The following is a 17,228-nucleotide window of genomic DNA, read 5'->3' on the forward strand; positions in this document are numbered from 1 at the left end:
TATATTGAAATATGCTGCTTTTTAGATTGAAAGATTAGTAGAGGAGATGATTCTCATTGGTCCAATCATCCTTTGACGTTTTTACCCTTTGGAAAGAAATTTATAACAAAACTGAAAACATTTGGAACAATACACTGCAAGAAACCCTTGAGAAAAAAATTTTTGCTGAAAGTTTAGGACAAATTCAAAGCCAATATGTGCAATATCAAGAATTGGTCAACAAATTGACAGAGAGCTACTTAAAGCAAGCGAATCTTCCTACCCGCGATGAAATTGCCAATGTCGCCTCTTTAATCATCAATGTAGACTCTAAAATTGATCAGCTGGAAGACGAGTTTGATGCCCAGCGCGATCGGATTATAAAGGAAATTGAAAACTTAAGAAAATCTGTTTCTTCTTTAGAAAAGAAATTGGACAAAGTGATTGAATTACTAAACCAAACATTGGAAGCGGCTGAAGAATCAAAGACTTCCATAGCGGCTGCAGGGAATAAAACAGTTTCAAAATAATGTTTATAAAAATACTAAAATAATTGAAGAAAGGAAGACTGTTTTATGACAACTACAGTATTTGAAGTGGGAAAAGTAAATGCGTTAAAACCATTGGAAGGAAAGGTGGCCATTGTGACGGGGGCATCCCGAGGCATCGGGGCGGAAATTGCAAAAGTGTTGGCGAGAAATGGTGCAACCGTTGTTGGCACTTATCATAATAGTCCAAAGCATATACAAGATGTGGCCAAAACCATTGAGGAAGAAGGAGGAAAATTCCATGCGCTCCATGTGGATGTATCGGTTTACGAAGATGCAGAGAGATTGGCATTAGAAGTGATTGAAAACTTCGGCAAAATTGATATTTTAATCAACAATGCAGGCATTACAAAAGACCGCACCTTTAGAAAAATGACAAAAGAAGAATGGGATACAGTTATTAACGTTAATTTAAATGGTGTGTTTAACACAACAAAAGCAGTGATTGAACATATGTTGGCACAAAATTATGGGCGTATTGTAAGCATTAGTTCCATTGTTGGCCAAGCGGGCGCTTTTGGTCAAACCAATTATGCGGCAACGAAAGCAGGCATTTTAGGATTTACAAAGTCTCTCGCATTGGAAACAGCATCGAAAGGAATTACCGTAAATGCTGTGTGCCCAGGTTACATTGGCACAGAAATGGTAGCTGCGATGCCGGAAGAAGTATTGAATAATATTGTTTCGAAAGTTCCAATGAAACGATTAGGGGAACCGGGCGAAGTAGCTCAAGCTGTATTGTATTTGATTCAGGCAGACTATGTAACAGGTCAAGTCATTGCGGTAAACGGCGGCCTCTATATGTAATTTTTTAGGAGGGATTTTGTGGTTACTCTTGATGCAACACCAATTAAAGATTGGATTGAAAGTTTGCCAAAAAACGATACCATTGAAAAGCTGAAACGCTTAAACGAAGTATTATTTACGGATCCGGATCCGCAAGTGGGCCAAACGCCAAAAGAAGTAATTTGGACGAAAAATAAAGCCAAACTTTACCGTTATCGACCGTATAAAGAAAAAACGAATAAAGTGCCTATTTTAATGATTTATGCACTGATTAATAAACCTTATATTTTAGATTTATATCCTGGAAATAGTTTCATCGAATATTTAACAGACCGCGGACATGATGTGTATCTCTTGGATTGGGGGACGGCAGGTTTTGAAGACCGCCATATGAAATTGGAAGATTATATTGTTGATTATATTCCACGGGCAGCAAGAAAAGTGCTGAAACATTCCGGCGCTAAAGAAATCACGATGTTTGGATACTGCATGGGCGGAACGATGACGGCTATCTTTACAGCCCTTTATCAAAAAAAGCTGCCAATCCGAAATCTAATTTTGCTGACAAGTCCAATCGATTTCCAAGATGCCGGCCTTTATACTAATTGGCTGGATAAACGTTACTTCAAATTAGATCATATTGTTGAGACATTCGGAAATGTGCCTTTTGAATTCATTGATTTTGGCAATAAATTATTAAATCCACTTTCAAATACTGTAGGTGTCTATGTCAATATCGCATCAAATGTTGACAATGAAGAAAAAATTCTTAATTGGAAGCTGATGCAAAAGTGGTTGAACGATGGTGTGCCTTTCCCTGGTGAGGCATATCGCCAATGGATACGTGATTTTTACCAAGAAAATAAATTGATAAACGATGAATTAGAAATCCGCGGCGAGCGTGTATTGTTGTCAAACATTACGGCAAATTTATTAAATATTGTGGCAACCCGCGACAATATTGTATTGCCGCAGCAAATAAAACCATTAAATGAGAAAGTCTCCAGCAAAAACAAAACCTTGCACATAGTGAGTGCCGGACATGTTTCAGTCATCACCGGCAAGCGAGCAGTGGCTGAACAATATCCTTATATAGAACAATGGATTTCTGATAATTCTAAATAAACCAAGTGAATGGATAATTTTAATTATGAATCCGAACAATATTTGAAACTCTTGAAGAGAGAATTTCAAATAAGTTCGGATTTTTTGCTTATTATTTGATTAAAATATCTTTCGCTTATGAAAAATTTTGGTTACAATACATAAGGTACGTATGGTGGTTTCGTTTAGAAATACAAGGGAAAAGCTAGAATCCATAGTATGAATAGTGTATAATCCAACGTGGAGAGTTTTCGCGGTATAAAATGTGAAGGAGGTTATATTTTTGAGTACTTGGCTAGCAATATTATTAATTATTGTGGCACTAGTTGCTGGCGTGGCAATAGGATTTTACCTAGCTCGTCAATCCATGATGAAATATTTGAAAGAAAATCCGCCAATCAATGAACAAATGATTCGTGTAATGATGGCACAAATGGGCCGAAAACCATCTGAAAAACAAGTTCGTCAAATGATGGCCCAATTAAATAAAATTCAAGAAAAACAAAAATAATCCTAAAAGGTTGTCCTGCATCGGAATTTATTCTGAAGGAGGATAACCTTTTTATTTTTTATTATGGAACCTGCATGTTTGCAATGAGCACGTCAAAATGCCAAACTTTATCGCCGATCGAAGAATTTTTCTCTTTCAGAAGAGAAATAATCGCCAACTAGTGGGAGATAATCGCCACATTGGGGAAAATAATCGCCAAAGTGAAGAACGTAATCGCCAAAGGAAAAATTTTTCCCATACAGAAGGAAGATAATCGCCAACTTTCAGGAGATAATCGCCACATTGAGGAAAATAATCGCCAAAGTGAAGAACTTAATAGCCAAAGGAAAAATTTTTCCCATACAGAAGGAAGATAATCGCCAACTTTCAGGAGATAATCGCCACATTGAGGAAGATAATCGCCAAAGTGAAGAACTTAATCGCCAATTTAACTGCACAAAGAAAGGCTGCATAGAAAGCATACCTTTCTAAGCAGCCATTTAGATAATAAAGGCAAAATACAAAATAAATAAAAGGCAAAGCACATACATAATCGGATGAATTTCTTTAAAACGCCTTTGAGCAAGTAAACAAATAGGGTACAGAATGAATCCCAATCCAATCCCAATGGCGACGCTGGACGTTAGTGGCATCATAATGATTGTTAAAAAAGAAGGGATGACAATTTCTAATTTTGTCCAGTTGATTTTGCGTATTTCCATCGCCATTAAAGCACCGACAATAATCAAGGCGGCAGATGTTACTTCCACAGAAATGACATTTACAAGAGGAGAGAAGAATAATGCTACTAAGAAACAAGCTGCAATAACAATAGCGGTAAAGCCTGTTTTTCCTCCAACCGCAATGCCAGCTGAAGATTCAACACTTGTCGCAGGCGTTGATGTACCTAAGATAGCTCCAATCACACCAGCGAGGGAATCGGCAAGTAGTCCTTTTCCGATATTTGGAATCTTGCCGTCTTTGGCCATCCCAGCTTGGCTTGTCAATCCAATTAATGCACCGGCTGTATCAAAGAAAGCAACGATTAAAAAGGTAAAGATGACAGTAAGCATTTCTGGTGTAAAAATTTCATCCAAGTGAAGAAATACTACGCCGAAAGTAGGTTCAATACTTGGGATGCTTCCAATGATAGCTTCCGGAACTTCAATTAATCCGAAAATCATGCCAATAACCGTCGTGATGCACATTCCGTAAAAGATTCCGCCGTTTATTCCTCGGACTAACATAATGATGGTGAGAATTAGTCCCACAATGGCGAGGAGTGTCATCGGTGAAGTGAGATCGCCAATCGAAACAAATGTATCCTCATTGCCTACGATAATGCCGCCATTTTTCAAACCAATAAAGGTGATAAAGAATCCGATTCCTGAAGCGATGGCGTATTTTAAATCGATTGGAATAATATTAATAATTTTTTCCCGTACTTTCATTAAACTTAACAAAGTAAAAATGATGCTTGCAACGAAAACCCCGGTGAGCGTCACTTGCCAGTCGATGCCCATGCCGATACATACGGAAAAGGTGAAAAATGAATTTAGACCCATACTTGGAGCAATGGCGATTGGAAAGTTGGCTACTAGCCCCATAATCAGTGTGCCGATGATTGCTGTAAGAGCTGTTGCGGTGAAAACAGCTCCTTGATCCATGCCGGACTGGCTCAAAATAAGAGGATTTACAATTAAAATATAGGCAATAGATAAGAATGTCGTAATCCCTGCTAATGTTTCCTGCTTATAGGAAGTATTTCGTTCTGCAAAATGAAAAAAATTTCTCATGTTGTACTCTCCTGTTTGTATAAATTCATAGGAAAAATTTAGTTATTTCACACAAAAAAACTTTGGCAGCAATGAGGCCAAAGTTTCTCTACAAAAGGAATAAAAAACGATTAATTTCATTAATATGTTTTCATTCCTTGTAGACAAGCTATTTAAGGTAGCTGGTAGAAACATTCAAGCCATATTCTTGAATTTATACAAGGTTTTTTTGTTCTATTAAAAAGTTAAGAAGAATAATAGCAGTATTCATTTAAAACGTCAATATAATTTAGAATGATTTTTTAAAAATAATAAATATAAAATAATCAAAAAAGTAGAAAAATTTAAACTATATTTTGCGGAGAGTAGAAATGAAATCATAGTGGAATTGCTTTTTAAAACTTAGTTCACAGGAGAAAAAGGAATTGCATCAACATCATATATAAAAAGTTAATGAATTATATCAAAATCTGCTAAAAAGTAATAAAACTATCGCAAATAATAGTATTAAATATTTCGTTTATATAGATATTATCTAAAAATGAGATTGGAAATGATATAAAAATATACTATATTAGAACAATAGAAAATTCGAAATATTCAGGAGGCTACCTCATGAAAAAAATTGAAGCAATTATTCGACCAGAAAAGCTTACGGATACGATTAAAGAGTTAAAAAAAATTGGTATTACTGGCTTCTCGGTATCTCAGATTGTTGGACGGGGAAAACAAATCGACACCCAAGGAGTATATCGGGGGAGAAATTATAAAGTCACTCTTCACCCAAAAATCAAATTGGAAATTGTCCTTTCCGATTATATGGTCAAGCAAACGATTGAAACCATTATTACATCCAGTCAAACCGGTGAAGATGGGGATGGAAAAATTTATGTGTACCCCATACTGGAAGCCTATAACATTAAGACTGGCGAGATAGATTTGAGCATTGATGATTTAGCAAATAATAGAGGTGAATAGCATGGAGCTGATTTATTTAAATACCATATGGGTTGTGATTAGTGCCGCAATGGTTTTATTCATGGAAGGTGGATTCAGTTTACTGGAAGCCGGTTTAGTGCGAACAAAAAATGCCGTGAATGTCACGATGAAGATTTTTGTTGATTTGACGGTAGGTATTCTCGCATTTTGGTTAGTTGGTTTTGGCATTATGTTTGGAAAAGATGCTTTTGGATTTATTGGGACAAGTTTATTTGCCAATCCTGAAAACATCTCCTTATCGATGGCATTGCCTAGTGCGGCTTTTGTACTTTTTCAAATGGGATTTGCCGTTGCAAGTGTCTCCATCGTTTCAGGAGCCGTAGCGGAACGGATGAACTTTAAAGCTTATATTGTAGCAGTCGCACTTATATGCATGATTATCTATCCTATAAGTGGCCATTGGATTTGGAATAGCGATGGGTGGCTGGCGAAAATGGGCATGAAGGATTTTGCAGGCTCTGCTGCCATTCATGCGGTTGGGGGATTTATTGCTTTTGCAATCGCGAAAAAACTGGGGCCAAGAAAAGGAAGATTTAATTCCGATGGCAGTGCGAACGTTTTTGCCCCAAGCAATATTCCTTTAGCTTCAGCAGGTGCTTTTGTTTTATGGTTTGGCTGGTTTGCGTTCAATGCAGGAAGCACATTAGATGCATCCAATACAGCGCTTGCCTCTATTGCACTAAATACGATTCTTGCAGGAGCTAGTGGAGGTACTGCTGCACTTTTGATGACCATGAAAAAATTTGGAAAAGCAGACCCGAGTATGACAATAAACGGTGTTTTGGCAAGTTTGGTCGCTATTACCGCCGGATGCGCCTATGTTTCCCACTTTAGTGCCATCATCATCGGAGGAATCAGTGGAATCATTGTCATTTATGCAACTTTGTTCGTTGATTCTTTAAAAGTGGATGACCCTGTGGGAGCGGTAGCTGTTCACGGTTTTAACGGAGTATTTGGAACGATTGCCGTTGGATTGTTCGATACTTCTCAAGGGCTTTTTACAACCGGTGAAGCTTCTCTCCTAACAGTACAATTATTGGGTGCTATTGTTGCTGTTGTATGGGGTCTAATTGGCGGTGCAGTTATTGCGAAGATATGTGAGGGTACGGTCCATCTTAGAGCCAGTGAACGCGAGGAAGAAGAAGGATTGGATATGACCTACCACGGTATTCCTGCCTATAATGAATTGGAGCGCTTTACGGATTTACCTACGAGTTTATACGATTTTGAAGAATCAACAGGCATCGTGGTTGCGCCTGTGAAGAAAAAATCGGTTAGGAATGCCTCTGTTCGGTTAAAATAAAATCGGTTTACAGCAAATCTTTCCAATGATTAAAGTGCCAGTCTGCTTGTCGGGCTGGCGGTTTGCATTTTCGTCCACAGATTTGAATTTATCTCGTATTGGGACAGTTGGAAAGTTAAAAAGCCTTAATGCCCTTATCCAGAAGTGGAATAAATCGTTTATGGTTATAAATGCCTTGGGATTCTAAAATGGTTTGCCCAAGTATATCATGGATGGATCTTAGTAATTTTTCTAAAGCATGTTTCGCAAAACCATTCTCAAAGGTTTCCAAGGTGTTAGGCAATTCATCTTCATCCAAAATAAAGTACTTTCCATTGGGAAGGACCAGTACATCAATAATTAAATCTTCAAAGGTCACTATATTGTCTTCAAATTTTGTACTCTTTACAATGTTAAAATACGAAGCCAAGTAATTTCCTTCTTGATCTCTCCAAAAATACAAGTTATAGGGGCGGTCTAACCAATAATAAGCAATAGTATAACTTCCTATTGGAATAGTAATGTTCAAATCGTTCACTGTCATTGTAAAAGGTTCTTCTATTAGATGAAATAAAACGATGCGGCGATTTTGAAAACTCAATAAATGACATTTATGCTCTACTATTTTCGTATCATACTGTATTTTTCTCTCTATAATTTCCTTCATAAACGAATCTTTCCTTTAAAAATAGCAGGTTTGGACTTAAAGAATTGGTCCGTCATTTTTGATCCACCCATGTTTTCCAATTTCCTTCAGAGATTCGCTTTCCTAACCCTTTAAGTTTGGAATTGTACATATAAACATAAGCTTGAATGATTTCGCCAGTTTCCAAAATAACATTTTTGATTTCACGGTTATAAAGGTTTTTGTGTTTTGGAGCATTCTCGTCGTAATCTTCCAGTAAATCCATCGCTTGTTGAGCCTTTTTAAAATGACTTTCTTTAATAGTAATGACTTCCCCGAATACTTTTGAATTTCCTTCAACCATACAAGGATACTCGCCGCAAATATGCGAATATAATTCTACATTCTCAATAGTAGCTTTTTGTATCTTTTCAATGGAATTTGGGGGGATTACATGATGATTGGAGCAACCTGTCATGAGTGTACCATATACGAAGAAATTTCTAATCATTTTGATGCCTCCCATTTTTATTGAGTAGAACGACTTAAACTAGGAAGAAGTTGGAGTTAATGAACTTTCTTGAAAATTAGTTAAAAACTAAATATAGCCATAACAATAACTAATAAAGATACAAAAATATAAAATAGACCCCAAGGATTTTTTTCTTTATTTCTTAATTCTTCTATTCCTATTGTTGCTATAAAAATTCCAAGTAGTAATGAGGTTAAAGAACTATAGGAAAAATCTTTTGTAATGAAGCTGTATGAAGAAATTACAACCACATTGAAAGCAAGAATGATTTAAAAATTTTCAATCCATTCATTTTCCCAAAACTTTCTACTCAGTTTCCTTTTTTACAAAAATATACCAATAAAAATTTTTTAGCAATAAATTATCTATTACTCTAAAAACATTTCTTAATGGATTCAAACTAATCTTCAAACTGTTTCTGCCGTGACCTTCTGACAAGCGGAACTACTTTTTTTACGAAATTTTTTCGCTTCTTCTGCTAAAGTAATGGTATTGTTCGTTAGGTTTGTGGCAACATGATTAATTTCATTCATGATAGCGACTTGTTCTTCTATAGATGTGGCAAACGTCGACAGATTAGTTGAAGTTATTTCAGCACACGTCTCTATAACGAATTTGCATCAATATTTGGCCGATCAATCTTTTGACTTTGGTGAATATGTCAGAAAAGGTCTTCCGGCAATCGGGTATTGCAGCCCCATTGCAGAAGACCTTTTTACTTTAAATAGATAAAGTCAAATCATTCAAAATCCAATTTATAATCTTCTTCTTTAATCAACTTTAATTTCTTATTAAATAAAAAGATAAAATATAGATTTAAAATTAACGGCAAGATTAAAAACATTGCCAACATGATGGAAATATTCGTCAAAGTCCATCCGCCATCTGCTAGATTAATATAGTTTAAAGGACCGACTAATCCGGATAACCCAAATCCTGCGCTATAAGGTGTACCTTGTACATTCAGAATTCCGGCAAGCCCTCCGAGAATGGCTGCGGTAATTAGCATTGGTACGGCTATGACCGGTTTCATGAAGAAATTGCGCATTTGTATTTTTGGTGAACCTAAAACATGGGCTAATGCAGTGCCAAGGGAATTGGCTTTATAGCTTGCAATACATAGACCCATTCCAACAGCCACAACGCCTAAGTTTGCAGCTCCAGCCCCAATTCCTGAAAGCATAATAACCGTTGCAACTCCCACTGTCGAAATTGGCGAAAGGATAATAATTCCAAAAGCAACTGCGATCAATGCGCCCATTACAACAGGTTGTAAATTTGTTAAATAAGCCACCCCATCCCCAACTAAATTGGCGCCTTTTTGGACATAAGGCAAAATGATAAATCCAATCATTCCAGGAATGGTTACTGTTAACATAGGAATTAATAAAATAGAATATTCTTTTAATCCTGTACCGATTAAGCGGACAAACAATACCGCTAGAGCAGCTGTAATACCGGCATTAATAACAACGCCAATCCCGCCAATGGTAAAGATTCCGTCAGCAGTTTTACTAATCACTCCGCTGCCGATCACCGTTGCAAGCCCCACGCTGGCACATTGAATCTGAGTCAGTTTAAACTGCATTCCCACTAAAATACCGACTAAAACCGGCAGCATACTCATCACAATGGAAGTGGCATCATATAGATGCTGAAGAGCTGGCATATGCGGAATCAGCAGTTTTAAGATTTCACCTAATAGAGCATTAGGAATCAGTGCACAAACAATAGCGATACTCATTCCATTTAAAAGTTTACTAAAAAAATCTTTCATACTTTTCCGCCTCTTTCTAATTTGCTAATTTTTCTGATAATGATTCTTTCAAATATTCTAATAAAATAAGAATAGTATATTTTAGTCGTTTAAAGCGTTGAATCGTAAAAGTATTATAGTATAAAATTGGAAAAAAGAAAACCCCGTAGAGAAGGATTATTTAATCTTTTCCTGAAAGATAACTAAGAAATTGTGAAAAAATGCTGCAAAATGCTTTTAAAAAGCGCTAAATCCTTTGTATGTTAAGGGATTTAACGCTTTATTGATATTCTGTACTTTTACTCAAAAATAGGATGTCCGTTTCGCTTCATTTGGTTGGTTTATTACTTATGAATTTAATTTTATTGATAAAGTTTTCTAGTTTTTGCGATGGGTAAGATTCTCAAAAAAACATTATTTTATGTCGAATATGCAGAATATTAGTAAATTCACCTGAAAATAGTCATCGAAATAGAATTTTTGTTGTATATTTTTTTTAGAAAATTTTTCGAATAGTACTTCATTGAAAAGAAAGTATTATTTGGAAGTGTTTGTAAAATTTTGTTTTAATCATGGATATAAAAATTTGTATAAAAAGGAGGGAAAAGGAGCAAGGGGGTATTTAAAAAAACAGCCAAAAATAGAGGAGTTGTTTAGAAGGGAGTTTAATCAAATGAACCAGGATTATTACAATACAAATAGGGTTCATAAAGTCAATATTGCTATCACAGCTATTTTAATTTTATTAATTTGTATACCGATTGTTTATGCAAGAGGATTTGGGGAAAGTGCGCCTATTCTTGGTGCAAGTCTATTTGTCATCATTTTATCTTGTTCCACATATTTTTTGCCCATCAATACATATTTAAAAGGCTTTATTATTTCATTTTTGCCAGGGTTAGTGACCATTGCGCTTTTCATTGTGGATATATTTGCTTTAAATAAGCACTATATTATTTTACTCTCCGTTGCAATGGTGGCACTTTATTTTAAAAAAGAACTCATTTTATCTTTAGGAATTGCTTTAGATAGTATATATCTTCTGTTCTTTTTCTTATTGCCTGAAAAATTTTTGGGGTTAGATAGCACGGTGAAAGGATTTGTAACCGTCTTCTTTGTGTTGAATGCCATCATCATCATATTGTATTTGCTGACTAAATGGGGCAGAGAATTAATCGAAGAATCTACCCAAAAAGAATTTAAATCACAGGAACTGGTTGAAAAGTTATCTTCCGCATTCCAATCCATGGAGAAAATCTCTGATCAGTTGGATGAACATATTACGAAATTTAATAGGGAAATAGGAATGCTTTATGATTCTAGCAAAGATATTGTAAAATCTGTGGAACAAATGGCTTCCGGTATTCAAGAAGAAACAAATAGTGTAATGATCATTAACGATTCTATGGCGCAATCATTAGAAACAATGAATCATACAGTGAACGTGACTGAAGAGGTTGTAAATCAATCTGAAAGTATGAATGAAAAAGTTCAAGAAGGATGGAAAAAAATCACACAAGTTACGAACTATATGGATACGGTTGGAACGACCATCAGCAATACGAACTTAACGGTTTCAGATTTGTATGGCAGTTTAGAAAGAGTCAATACTCTGCTAGGCAGCATTAAAGAAATTGCGGACCAAACCAATTTACTTGCACTGAATGCAGCGATTGAATCTGCCCGTGCCGGCGAACACGGCAAAGGATTTGCTGTTGTAGCCGATGAAGTAAGAAAACTCGCTGAACAAAGCAGCCAAATCACATCAAACATTCAATCGGTGACTGAAGAGTTGTACAATAAGTTCCAAATGGTGCAAGAAAAATCAACAGAAGGCGAAAATGCCATCAACCAAGGAACAAAATTATTGAAAGACATTTTATTATACTTTGAAGAAATAAAAAATACATATTCAAGCATCTATAAAGGTTTATCGCTGGGAATGTCAGAAATCATGGAGACAAAAAATAAATTCCTTACGATTCAAGAGCAAATCCAAAACGTATCCGCCATTTCTGAAGAAAATGCAGCCTCTACGGAAGAAATTACTTCCACTTTAGAAAATGAACATGAATTAATTGCATCCATTAATTCATTAATTAATGAGATGAATGAACTAAGTAAACAGTTGAGACAAATTAATCGAAATGAATGATAGATGGAAATAGGCATCTCCAATTAGTTTGATGGAGGTGCCATTTTTATGTCTACAAGGCTCAGGCATTTGGGATTCATTCTCATAGAATTCAGTTTGGCAGAAAACGTGACTGAATTGGTTGGATATTACATTTATCACGTAATTTTCATTACATCTTACTCTGTTTGAAATAACGTTATACTCACATAATAAAAACAGAGGTGAAGATGATGACACAGTCTGTTGTAATGAATCGTTCATACAGTAAAAAAGAAGAGTTTTGGAATGCATTAACCCATGGAATTGGCGCACTCTTAACAATTCCAGCATTGATTTTATTAATTGGAAAAGCCCAAAGTACAGGAACGAAAGTGGAACTTATTAGTTACATTGTTTTTGGAATCTCGATGTTTCTTCTTTACCTCGCATCCACACTGTACCATTCCATTCCAAAACATAAAGTTTTTCTTAAAAAAATGGATCACAGCTCCATTTTCCTTTTAATTGCGGGAACGTATACACCTGTCGCATTAATTGCCATTGGAGGAACAGCCGGGGGGATGCTTGTAGGGATTGAATGGGCATTAGCTGTCATTGGAATTATTGTAAAACAATTTTTTGTCCATCGTTTTAAAAGAACATCACTGCTCGTTTACATCAGTATGGGATGGCTAGTAATTTTTGTTTTTCAACCAGTCATGGATTATTTGACCATCAAAGGTGTATTGGTGTTATTAGCCGGTGGATTAAGTTATACAATTGGAACGTATTTTTACCAAAATAAAAATATCCCTTATAACCATGCGATATGGCATGTATTTGTCATGGTTGGCAGCTTATTCATGTTTTTAGCGATTTATTACTTTTTATAAAATGTCGTGTATTGGAAGCATTTATAGCAATCGCTCAATCTCTTGATGCACAAGGGGTTGAGTGTTTTTTATTTTTGCTAAGTTGTGAAATTTTTCACAAATGCAGCTTACTAGTGTACCCAATCCATCAAAAAAGCCCTCTTACAATTTCGAGGGCAGCATGAAGAACATATACGGAAAATGGTTTAGATTCTCTCTCTTTCTTTTAATACATATTCTTGCAAAAACTCCCGAACCGTTTCTTCGTATTCCACTGGGTTTTCGTTGAAGGATTGGGCGTGAGCTCCCCGCTCAAATAATTTTAATTGTTTCGGACCTTTCTTCAATTCGTACATTTCCTCCGTCATTTTGCACGGAATAAACGCATCAGGAATGCTGTGGATGAAAAGCACAGGTTTTTCAATATTTTTGACTGCCTCGATGGGTGCGACATTTTTAAAACGGTATCCATCCCGGAAGCGAAGGAAGAAATCTGCTAACTGAATGGGAATGTTTGGCGAGATGCGAGTGGAATTTTTCACAATATATCTTAAAAGCTCTTCGAAATCTGAAAAAGCGCAGTCGGAAATATAAAAATCTACATGATTTCCAATGGACCCAGCATATAATAACATGGTTGCCGCACCCATTGATTCTCCGTGGATGCCTAAAATCGCCTCTTCTCCAATGACGGCCCGGACGGTTTTGACAACTGCCGCCAAGTCGAACTTCTCATAATAGCCGTAGCTTGTTGTTTTGCCGCCGGATTCCCCGTGTCTTCGATGATCATAAACAAAGGAATTAAATCCAAGTCTTTCAAACATTCTCGCATATTTGATGGAATTGATTTTATTTTCCGTTACGCCGTGGCAAATAATAACCGTATTTTTTGTAGGGCAAGGCTGCAAAAAGATTCCATTAATCGGGTAGCCATTTGGGGAGTCGATGGTGAATTCATCTTTTTTAATGCTGTTAAACCAATTTTCATCGAATCGATTGGCTTTTAGTTCCCTATCTAAAATAAAATCATCATCTTTTTTCTTGATATACATGAGTAGATTGGTCAATGCAAAGCCGAAAACGGTCGTCAGCACGCTTGCAATGGTTGTAATAATGGTAGAAAACCATAGAATTTTTCTTTTTTTCTTCTTCATAAAGGCACCTCCTTTTTCATTTTTTATGTAGTAGTAGGAAAAGTTTGAAAATATCGTAAATTTTATGATAAACTCTTCGAATCATTTGGTAGAATTAAATTACACGGTTTTGTTTATTTTATATTAGTATAATTCTAAGTTAGCAATTTATGCAAAATCGTGATGTGATTGTAGACTGAATAAAGGGGAGGAGTTCATGTTGCAAGATGTTGTGATTGTTAGTGCAGTAAGAACTGCCATTGGTTCTTTTCAAGGTTCATTAAAAGATGTTCCAGCACCAACTTTGGGTTCCATTGTGATTAAAGAAGCTATCCGCCGGGCGGGTATTGAGCCGAATCAAGTGGATGAAGTGATTATGGGAAATGTGCTGCAAGCAGGACTCGGTCAAAATCCTGCCCGTCAAGCGGCCATTCAAGCAGGACTTCCTGAAACGGTGCCAGCTATGACAATTAATAAAGTATGCGGTTCTGGTCTGAAATCCGTGCATCTTGCCGCACAAGCCATTGCAGTGGGGGATGCGGATATTGTGGTAGCTGGCGGTTTTGAAAATATGAGCCAAGCGCCATATTTATTAAAAAATGCCCGCACTGGATTTAAAATGGGCGACCAAAACCTGGTGGACAGCATGATTCATGACGGCCTCTGGTGTGCGTTCAATGATTGCCATATGGGCATCACCGCAGAAAATTTAGCTTCTCAATATCATATTACGCGCGAGGAACAAGATGAGTTCGCAGCCCGTTCACAAGCTCGTGCGGCAAAAGCCATTGAAGAAGGAAAATTTAAAGAGGAAATCGTACCTGTAGAAATCCCACAACGAAAAGGGGAGCCCATCATTTTTGATACAGATGAATTCGTGCGTCCTGGCACAACGGTGGAGAAACTATCTGCACTGCGTCCAGCCTTCAAAAAAGATGGCACGGTCACTGCTGGAAACGCTTCCGGCATTAACGACGGAGCAGCAGCTGTAGTGGTCATGTCCAAGAAAAAAGCGGAAGAACTTGGAATACCGCCTCTAGCTTCCATCGTTTCCAATGCAGCTGTTGGGGTTGACCCTGCTATTATGGGAATCGGGCCAGCAGAAGCGGTTCGCAAAGCTTTGAAAAAGGCGGATGTATCTTTAGATCAAATCGATTTAATTGAAGCCAATGAAGCCTTTGCCGCCCAATCGATAGCTGTGGATCGCGAACTTCACTTTGATGCTGATAAACTAAATGTAAACGGTGGTGCCATTGCCCTTGGTCATCCAATCGGTGCTAGCGGTGCGCGCATTTTAGTGACGCTTCTTCATGAAATGAAAAGACGCGATGCGAAACTAGGGCTTGCCACTCTTTGCATCGGCGGAGGACAGGGAGTAGCAACCGTCGTTCAACGATAAAGGTAAAACTAAAGCAGGTGAACAAAATGGCAAAAAAGAAAAAACAATCATCATCTCCAAAAAACGTTGGAAACCATGAAAGAATCACCCTTCAAGATCAGCTGAATCAAGAACTATTGGAAAAATTAAAAGCCGCAAAAAAAGAATTGCTTGAAGAAGAAAGAAAAAAAGAGGAAGAGCGGCAAGCGCGCCTTGAATTTGAAAGAAAACAGCGGGAGAAAAATATGAGTTTTGAAGAATTGCTTGAAAAGTATGGAAATCTGGGATCCAAATATTAATAATGAAAAAGAGCGAAGGAATAGTTTCCCATTCGCTCTTTTTCTTTTTGGAAAAGGAACATCATAAAGGGGTTCGCCCTATTGTCTTGGAATGCAAAAAACACGCCCATCCCATTAATGGTTTTTGAAAAGGGCGTATGTAATAAACAGCAGGATAAACCAGATAGGTGTAAAAATCACGGCTGTTCTCGTTTCTTCAGAAATCAGCATAATGATTAACACCGTAGCAAAGAATGCGAGAATAACATAGTTGATGAACGGTGCAAAGGGTGCTTTAAACTTGGATTTTTGATGCAAATCAGGGTGTTTCTTCATATAAAGTATGTGTGAAATTAAAATAATGCTCCACACCCAAATAAAACAGATGGCGCTGATGGTTGTCACAACACTAAAAGCAGTTTCCGGAATGATATAGCTTAAGAATGCTCCGATGGAAAGAACAATGGAGGACACAATCAAGGCATTGCCTGGAACAAAGTTTTTATTTAAAGTGGAAAGAATTTTAGGACCTTGTTTGTTCTTGCTCAAATTGTACATCATCCGGCTTGTGGAGAATAAACCGCTGTTTCCGGCAGAGGCTGCAGATGTCAATACAACAAAATTGATGATGCCGCTCGCAACCGGAATTCCAGCCAACGAAAATACTTGTACAAACGGACTGTTGGCTGCGCTTAACTCTGTCCAAGGGGTAATGCATAAAATAACGAAAATGGCGCCTACATAAAACAGTAAAATTCGAAGGGGAATTTTATTAATGGCTGAAGGAATATTTTTCTCTGGATTGGAAGTTTCCGCAGCAGCCACTCCCACCAGTTCAACCCCTACAAAAGCAAAAACGACCATTTGGAAAGCAAACAAAAACCCAGTTAGGCCATTTGGAAACCATCCGCCGTAATTCCAAATGTTGCTTAATGACACAACGCCGTTATCCGTTTCAAAACCGATAACGAGCATGAAAAGGCCGATAGCGATTAAAGCAAGGATGGTAATGACTTTGATTAAAGCAAACCAAAATTCCAGTTCACCAAACAGTTTTACTGTTAATAGATTTAATAAAAGCAAGAGGATAATGGCAATGAGCGATGGAATCCATTGCGGAATGTCAAACCAATAGCGGACATATACACCTACTGCTATAACATCAGCCATGGCCGTCATAATCCAGCAAAACCAATACGTCCAGCCTGTAACATAGCCTGCCCAAGGACCGATATAGTCTGTGGCAAAATCGGTGAAAGATTGATAGCCGGAATTGGAAAGCAGCAGTTCGCCGAGGGAACGCATCACAAAAAAAACAGCCGTCCCCACTATTAAATAGACCAATAGAATGGATGGCCCGGCCTTGGAAATGGAGGCACCGGACCCTAAAAACAATCCGGTTCCAATGGTTCCCCCGATGGCAATTAATTGAACATGCCGATTCTTTAAATCTCTTTTTAATTCTTTCTGTTCCATTTTGTAGCCCCCAGAAACTAGAATGCAAGAAGAATGAATCCGCCTTGCATCCAGTTATCATTATTATTAAACAAAAATATCATTTTTCTTGATAACAAC

The 17,228-nt window shown here is 37.1% G+C and carries 20 protein-coding genes and 1 riboswitch; of the genes, 13 read left to right on the top strand and 7 right to left on the bottom strand.

What is annotated here, in order from left to right; genetic code table 11:
* Positions 1–56 precede the first annotated feature (56 nt).
* The 6 genes from DKZ56_RS07680 to DKZ56_RS07705 all read left to right on the top strand — a co-directional run bounded on the left by DKZ56_RS07680 (position 57) and on the right by DKZ56_RS07705 (position 3,399).
* Entirely contained in the window at positions 57–509 is a 453-nt protein-coding gene (locus tag DKZ56_RS07680) for a polyhydroxyalkanoate biosynthesis repressor PhaR (RefSeq protein WP_208649451.1), read from the top strand.
* 45 nt (positions 510–554) lie between these two features.
* Entirely contained in the window at positions 555–1,334 is a 780-nt protein-coding gene (fabG, locus tag DKZ56_RS07685) for a 3-oxoacyl-[acyl-carrier-protein] reductase (RefSeq protein WP_208649452.1), read from the top strand.
* An 18-nt stretch (positions 1,335–1,352) separates the two neighbouring features.
* A complete protein-coding gene (gene phaC, locus DKZ56_RS07690) occupies positions 1,353–2,438 on the top strand; it encodes a class III poly(R)-hydroxyalkanoic acid synthase subunit PhaC (RefSeq protein ID WP_208649453.1) in 1,086 nt (361 codons plus the stop codon).
* Positions 2,439–2,700: 262 nt separating this feature from the next.
* Positions 2,701–2,928 carry a YneF family protein gene (locus DKZ56_RS07695; RefSeq protein ID WP_208649454.1) on the top strand — a complete coding sequence of 76 codons (228 nt, stop codon included), beginning with the start codon at positions 2,701–2,703 and terminating at the stop codon, positions 2,926–2,928.
* Positions 2,929–3,025: 97 nt separating this feature from the next.
* On the top strand, positions 3,026–3,181 hold the full coding sequence (locus tag DKZ56_RS07700; RefSeq protein ID WP_208649455.1) for a hypothetical protein: 156 nt from the start codon (positions 3,026–3,028) through the stop codon (positions 3,179–3,181).
* A gap of 29 nt (positions 3,182–3,210) precedes the next feature.
* Positions 3,211–3,399: a hypothetical protein gene (locus DKZ56_RS07705; protein ID WP_208649456.1), complete on the top strand. Its 189-nt coding sequence runs from the start codon at positions 3,211–3,213 to the stop codon at positions 3,397–3,399.
* A gap of 8 nt (positions 3,400–3,407) precedes the next feature.
* Here DKZ56_RS07705 and DKZ56_RS07710 read toward each other — a convergent pair whose 3' ends face one another.
* Positions 3,408–4,703 carry an NCS2 family permease gene (locus tag DKZ56_RS07710; protein ID WP_208649457.1) on the bottom strand — a complete coding sequence of 432 codons (1,296 nt, stop codon included), beginning with the start codon at positions 4,701–4,703 and terminating at the stop codon, positions 3,408–3,410.
* 120 nt (positions 4,704–4,823) lie between these two features.
* Positions 4,824–4,924, bottom strand: a riboswitch (purine riboswitch).
* 373 nt (positions 4,925–5,297) lie between these two features.
* On the opposite strand from DKZ56_RS07710, the gene DKZ56_RS07715 reads away from it, so the two are divergent.
* Together DKZ56_RS07715 and DKZ56_RS07720 are read left to right on the top strand one after the other, a co-directional pair.
* Positions 5,298–5,660, top strand: a complete 363-nt coding sequence (locus DKZ56_RS07715) for a P-II family nitrogen regulator (RefSeq protein ID WP_208649458.1) — start codon at positions 5,298–5,300, stop codon at positions 5,658–5,660.
* Between the two features lies 1 nt (position 5,661).
* Positions 5,662–6,984 carry an ammonium transporter gene (locus tag DKZ56_RS07720; protein WP_208649459.1) on the top strand — a complete coding sequence of 441 codons (1,323 nt, stop codon included), beginning with the start codon at positions 5,662–5,664 and terminating at the stop codon, positions 6,982–6,984.
* A 115-nt stretch (positions 6,985–7,099) separates the two neighbouring features.
* Here the strand turns inward: DKZ56_RS07720 and DKZ56_RS07725 are convergent, their stop codons facing one another.
* The 3 genes from DKZ56_RS07725 to DKZ56_RS07735 all read right to left on the bottom strand — a co-directional run bounded on the left by DKZ56_RS07725 (position 7,100) and on the right by DKZ56_RS07735 (position 8,371).
* The gene (locus DKZ56_RS07725) at positions 7,100–7,630 is read right to left on the bottom strand and encodes a ribonuclease FAU-1 family protein (RefSeq protein ID WP_208649460.1); all 531 of its coding nucleotides are present in this window, start codon (positions 7,628–7,630) and stop codon (positions 7,100–7,102) included.
* 52 nt (positions 7,631–7,682) lie between these two features.
* Positions 7,683–8,099, bottom strand: coding sequence for a gamma-glutamylcyclotransferase family protein (locus DKZ56_RS07730; RefSeq protein ID WP_208649461.1), 417 nt, complete (start codon positions 8,097–8,099; stop codon positions 7,683–7,685).
* Positions 8,100–8,179: 80 nt separating this feature from the next.
* Positions 8,180–8,371: a DUF3953 domain-containing protein gene (locus DKZ56_RS07735; RefSeq protein WP_245989364.1), complete on the bottom strand. Its 192-nt coding sequence runs from the start codon at positions 8,369–8,371 to the stop codon at positions 8,180–8,182.
* Positions 8,372–8,651: 280 nt separating this feature from the next.
* Between DKZ56_RS07735 and DKZ56_RS07740 the strand changes: the two genes are divergently transcribed.
* On the top strand, positions 8,652–8,852 hold the full coding sequence (locus tag DKZ56_RS07740; protein ID WP_208649462.1) for a hypothetical protein: 201 nt from the start codon (positions 8,652–8,654) through the stop codon (positions 8,850–8,852).
* Between the two features lie 7 nt (positions 8,853–8,859).
* On the opposite strand, the gene DKZ56_RS07745 is transcribed toward DKZ56_RS07740, so the two are convergent.
* Positions 8,860–9,897: a PTS sugar transporter subunit IIC gene (locus DKZ56_RS07745; protein WP_208649463.1), complete on the bottom strand. Its 1,038-nt coding sequence runs from the start codon at positions 9,895–9,897 to the stop codon at positions 8,860–8,862.
* Positions 9,898–10,549: 652 nt separating this feature from the next.
* Between DKZ56_RS07745 and DKZ56_RS07750 the strand changes: the two genes are divergently transcribed.
* A complete protein-coding gene (locus tag DKZ56_RS07750) occupies positions 10,550–12,031 on the top strand; it encodes a methyl-accepting chemotaxis protein (RefSeq protein ID WP_208649464.1) in 1,482 nt (493 codons plus the stop codon).
* A gap of 212 nt (positions 12,032–12,243) precedes the next feature.
* Positions 12,244–12,885: a PAQR family membrane homeostasis protein TrhA gene (gene trhA, locus DKZ56_RS07755; RefSeq protein WP_208652196.1), complete on the top strand. Its 642-nt coding sequence runs from the start codon at positions 12,244–12,246 to the stop codon at positions 12,883–12,885.
* Positions 12,886–13,070: 185 nt separating this feature from the next.
* Here trhA and DKZ56_RS07760 read toward each other — a convergent pair whose 3' ends face one another.
* Positions 13,071–14,018: an alpha/beta hydrolase gene (locus DKZ56_RS07760; RefSeq protein WP_208649465.1), complete on the bottom strand. Its 948-nt coding sequence runs from the start codon at positions 14,016–14,018 to the stop codon at positions 13,071–13,073.
* Between the two features lie 196 nt (positions 14,019–14,214).
* Here DKZ56_RS07760 and DKZ56_RS07765 point away from each other — a divergent pair, with 196 nt between their 5' ends.
* Positions 14,215–15,396, top strand: a complete 1,182-nt coding sequence (locus DKZ56_RS07765; protein ID WP_281275638.1) for an acetyl-CoA C-acetyltransferase — start codon at positions 14,215–14,217, stop codon at positions 15,394–15,396.
* A 26-nt stretch (positions 15,397–15,422) separates the two neighbouring features.
* Positions 15,423–15,674 (top strand): YqkE family protein, encoded by a 252-nt coding sequence (locus DKZ56_RS07770; RefSeq protein ID WP_208649466.1) that lies wholly within the window; start codon positions 15,423–15,425, stop codon positions 15,672–15,674.
* A gap of 114 nt (positions 15,675–15,788) precedes the next feature.
* Here DKZ56_RS07770 and DKZ56_RS07775 read toward each other — a convergent pair whose 3' ends face one another.
* A complete protein-coding gene (locus tag DKZ56_RS07775; RefSeq protein WP_208649467.1) occupies positions 15,789–17,129 on the bottom strand; it encodes an amino acid permease in 1,341 nt (446 codons plus the stop codon).
* Positions 17,130–17,228 lie beyond the last annotated feature (99 nt).

Source organism: Ureibacillus thermophilus (assembly GCF_004331915.1).
In the GTDB taxonomy this organism is placed as follows: domain Bacteria; phylum Bacillota; class Bacilli; order Bacillales_A; family Planococcaceae; genus Ureibacillus; species Ureibacillus thermophilus.

Coding starts and splice junctions, on each gene's coding strand:
- fabG (WP_208649452.1), top strand. CDS start 555: ATGACAACTACAGTATTTGAAGTGGGAAAAGTAAATGCGTTAAAACCA.
- DKZ56_RS07700 (WP_208649455.1), top strand. CDS start 3,026: ATGCCAAACTTTATCGCCGATCGAAGAATTTTTCTCTTTCAGAAGAGA.
- DKZ56_RS07710 (WP_208649457.1), bottom strand. CDS start 4,703: ATGAGAAATTTTTTTCATTTTGCAGAACGAAATACTTCCTATAAGCAG.
- DKZ56_RS07715 (WP_208649458.1), top strand. CDS start 5,298: ATGAAAAAAATTGAAGCAATTATTCGACCAGAAAAGCTTACGGATACG.
- DKZ56_RS07720 (WP_208649459.1), top strand. CDS start 5,662: ATGGAGCTGATTTATTTAAATACCATATGGGTTGTGATTAGTGCCGCA.
- DKZ56_RS07725 (WP_208649460.1), bottom strand. CDS start 7,630: ATGAAGGAAATTATAGAGAGAAAAATACAGTATGATACGAAAATAGTA.
- DKZ56_RS07730 (WP_208649461.1), bottom strand. CDS start 8,099: ATGATTAGAAATTTCTTCGTATATGGTACACTCATGACAGGTTGCTCC.
- DKZ56_RS07740 (WP_208649462.1), top strand. CDS start 8,652: ATGATAGCGACTTGTTCTTCTATAGATGTGGCAAACGTCGACAGATTA.
- DKZ56_RS07745 (WP_208649463.1), bottom strand. CDS start 9,897: ATGAAAGATTTTTTTAGTAAACTTTTAAATGGAATGAGTATCGCTATT.
- DKZ56_RS07750 (WP_208649464.1), top strand. CDS start 10,550: ATGAACCAGGATTATTACAATACAAATAGGGTTCATAAAGTCAATATT.
- trhA (WP_208652196.1), top strand. CDS start 12,244: ATGACACAGTCTGTTGTAATGAATCGTTCATACAGTAAAAAAGAAGAG.
- DKZ56_RS07760 (WP_208649465.1), bottom strand. CDS start 14,018: ATGAAGAAGAAAAAAAGAAAAATTCTATGGTTTTCTACCATTATTACA.
- DKZ56_RS07765 (WP_281275638.1), top strand. CDS start 14,215: ATGTTGCAAGATGTTGTGATTGTTAGTGCAGTAAGAACTGCCATTGGT.
- DKZ56_RS07770 (WP_208649466.1), top strand. CDS start 15,423: ATGGCAAAAAAGAAAAAACAATCATCATCTCCAAAAAACGTTGGAAAC.
- DKZ56_RS07775 (WP_208649467.1), bottom strand. CDS start 17,129: ATGGAACAGAAAGAATTAAAAAGAGATTTAAAGAATCGGCATGTTCAA.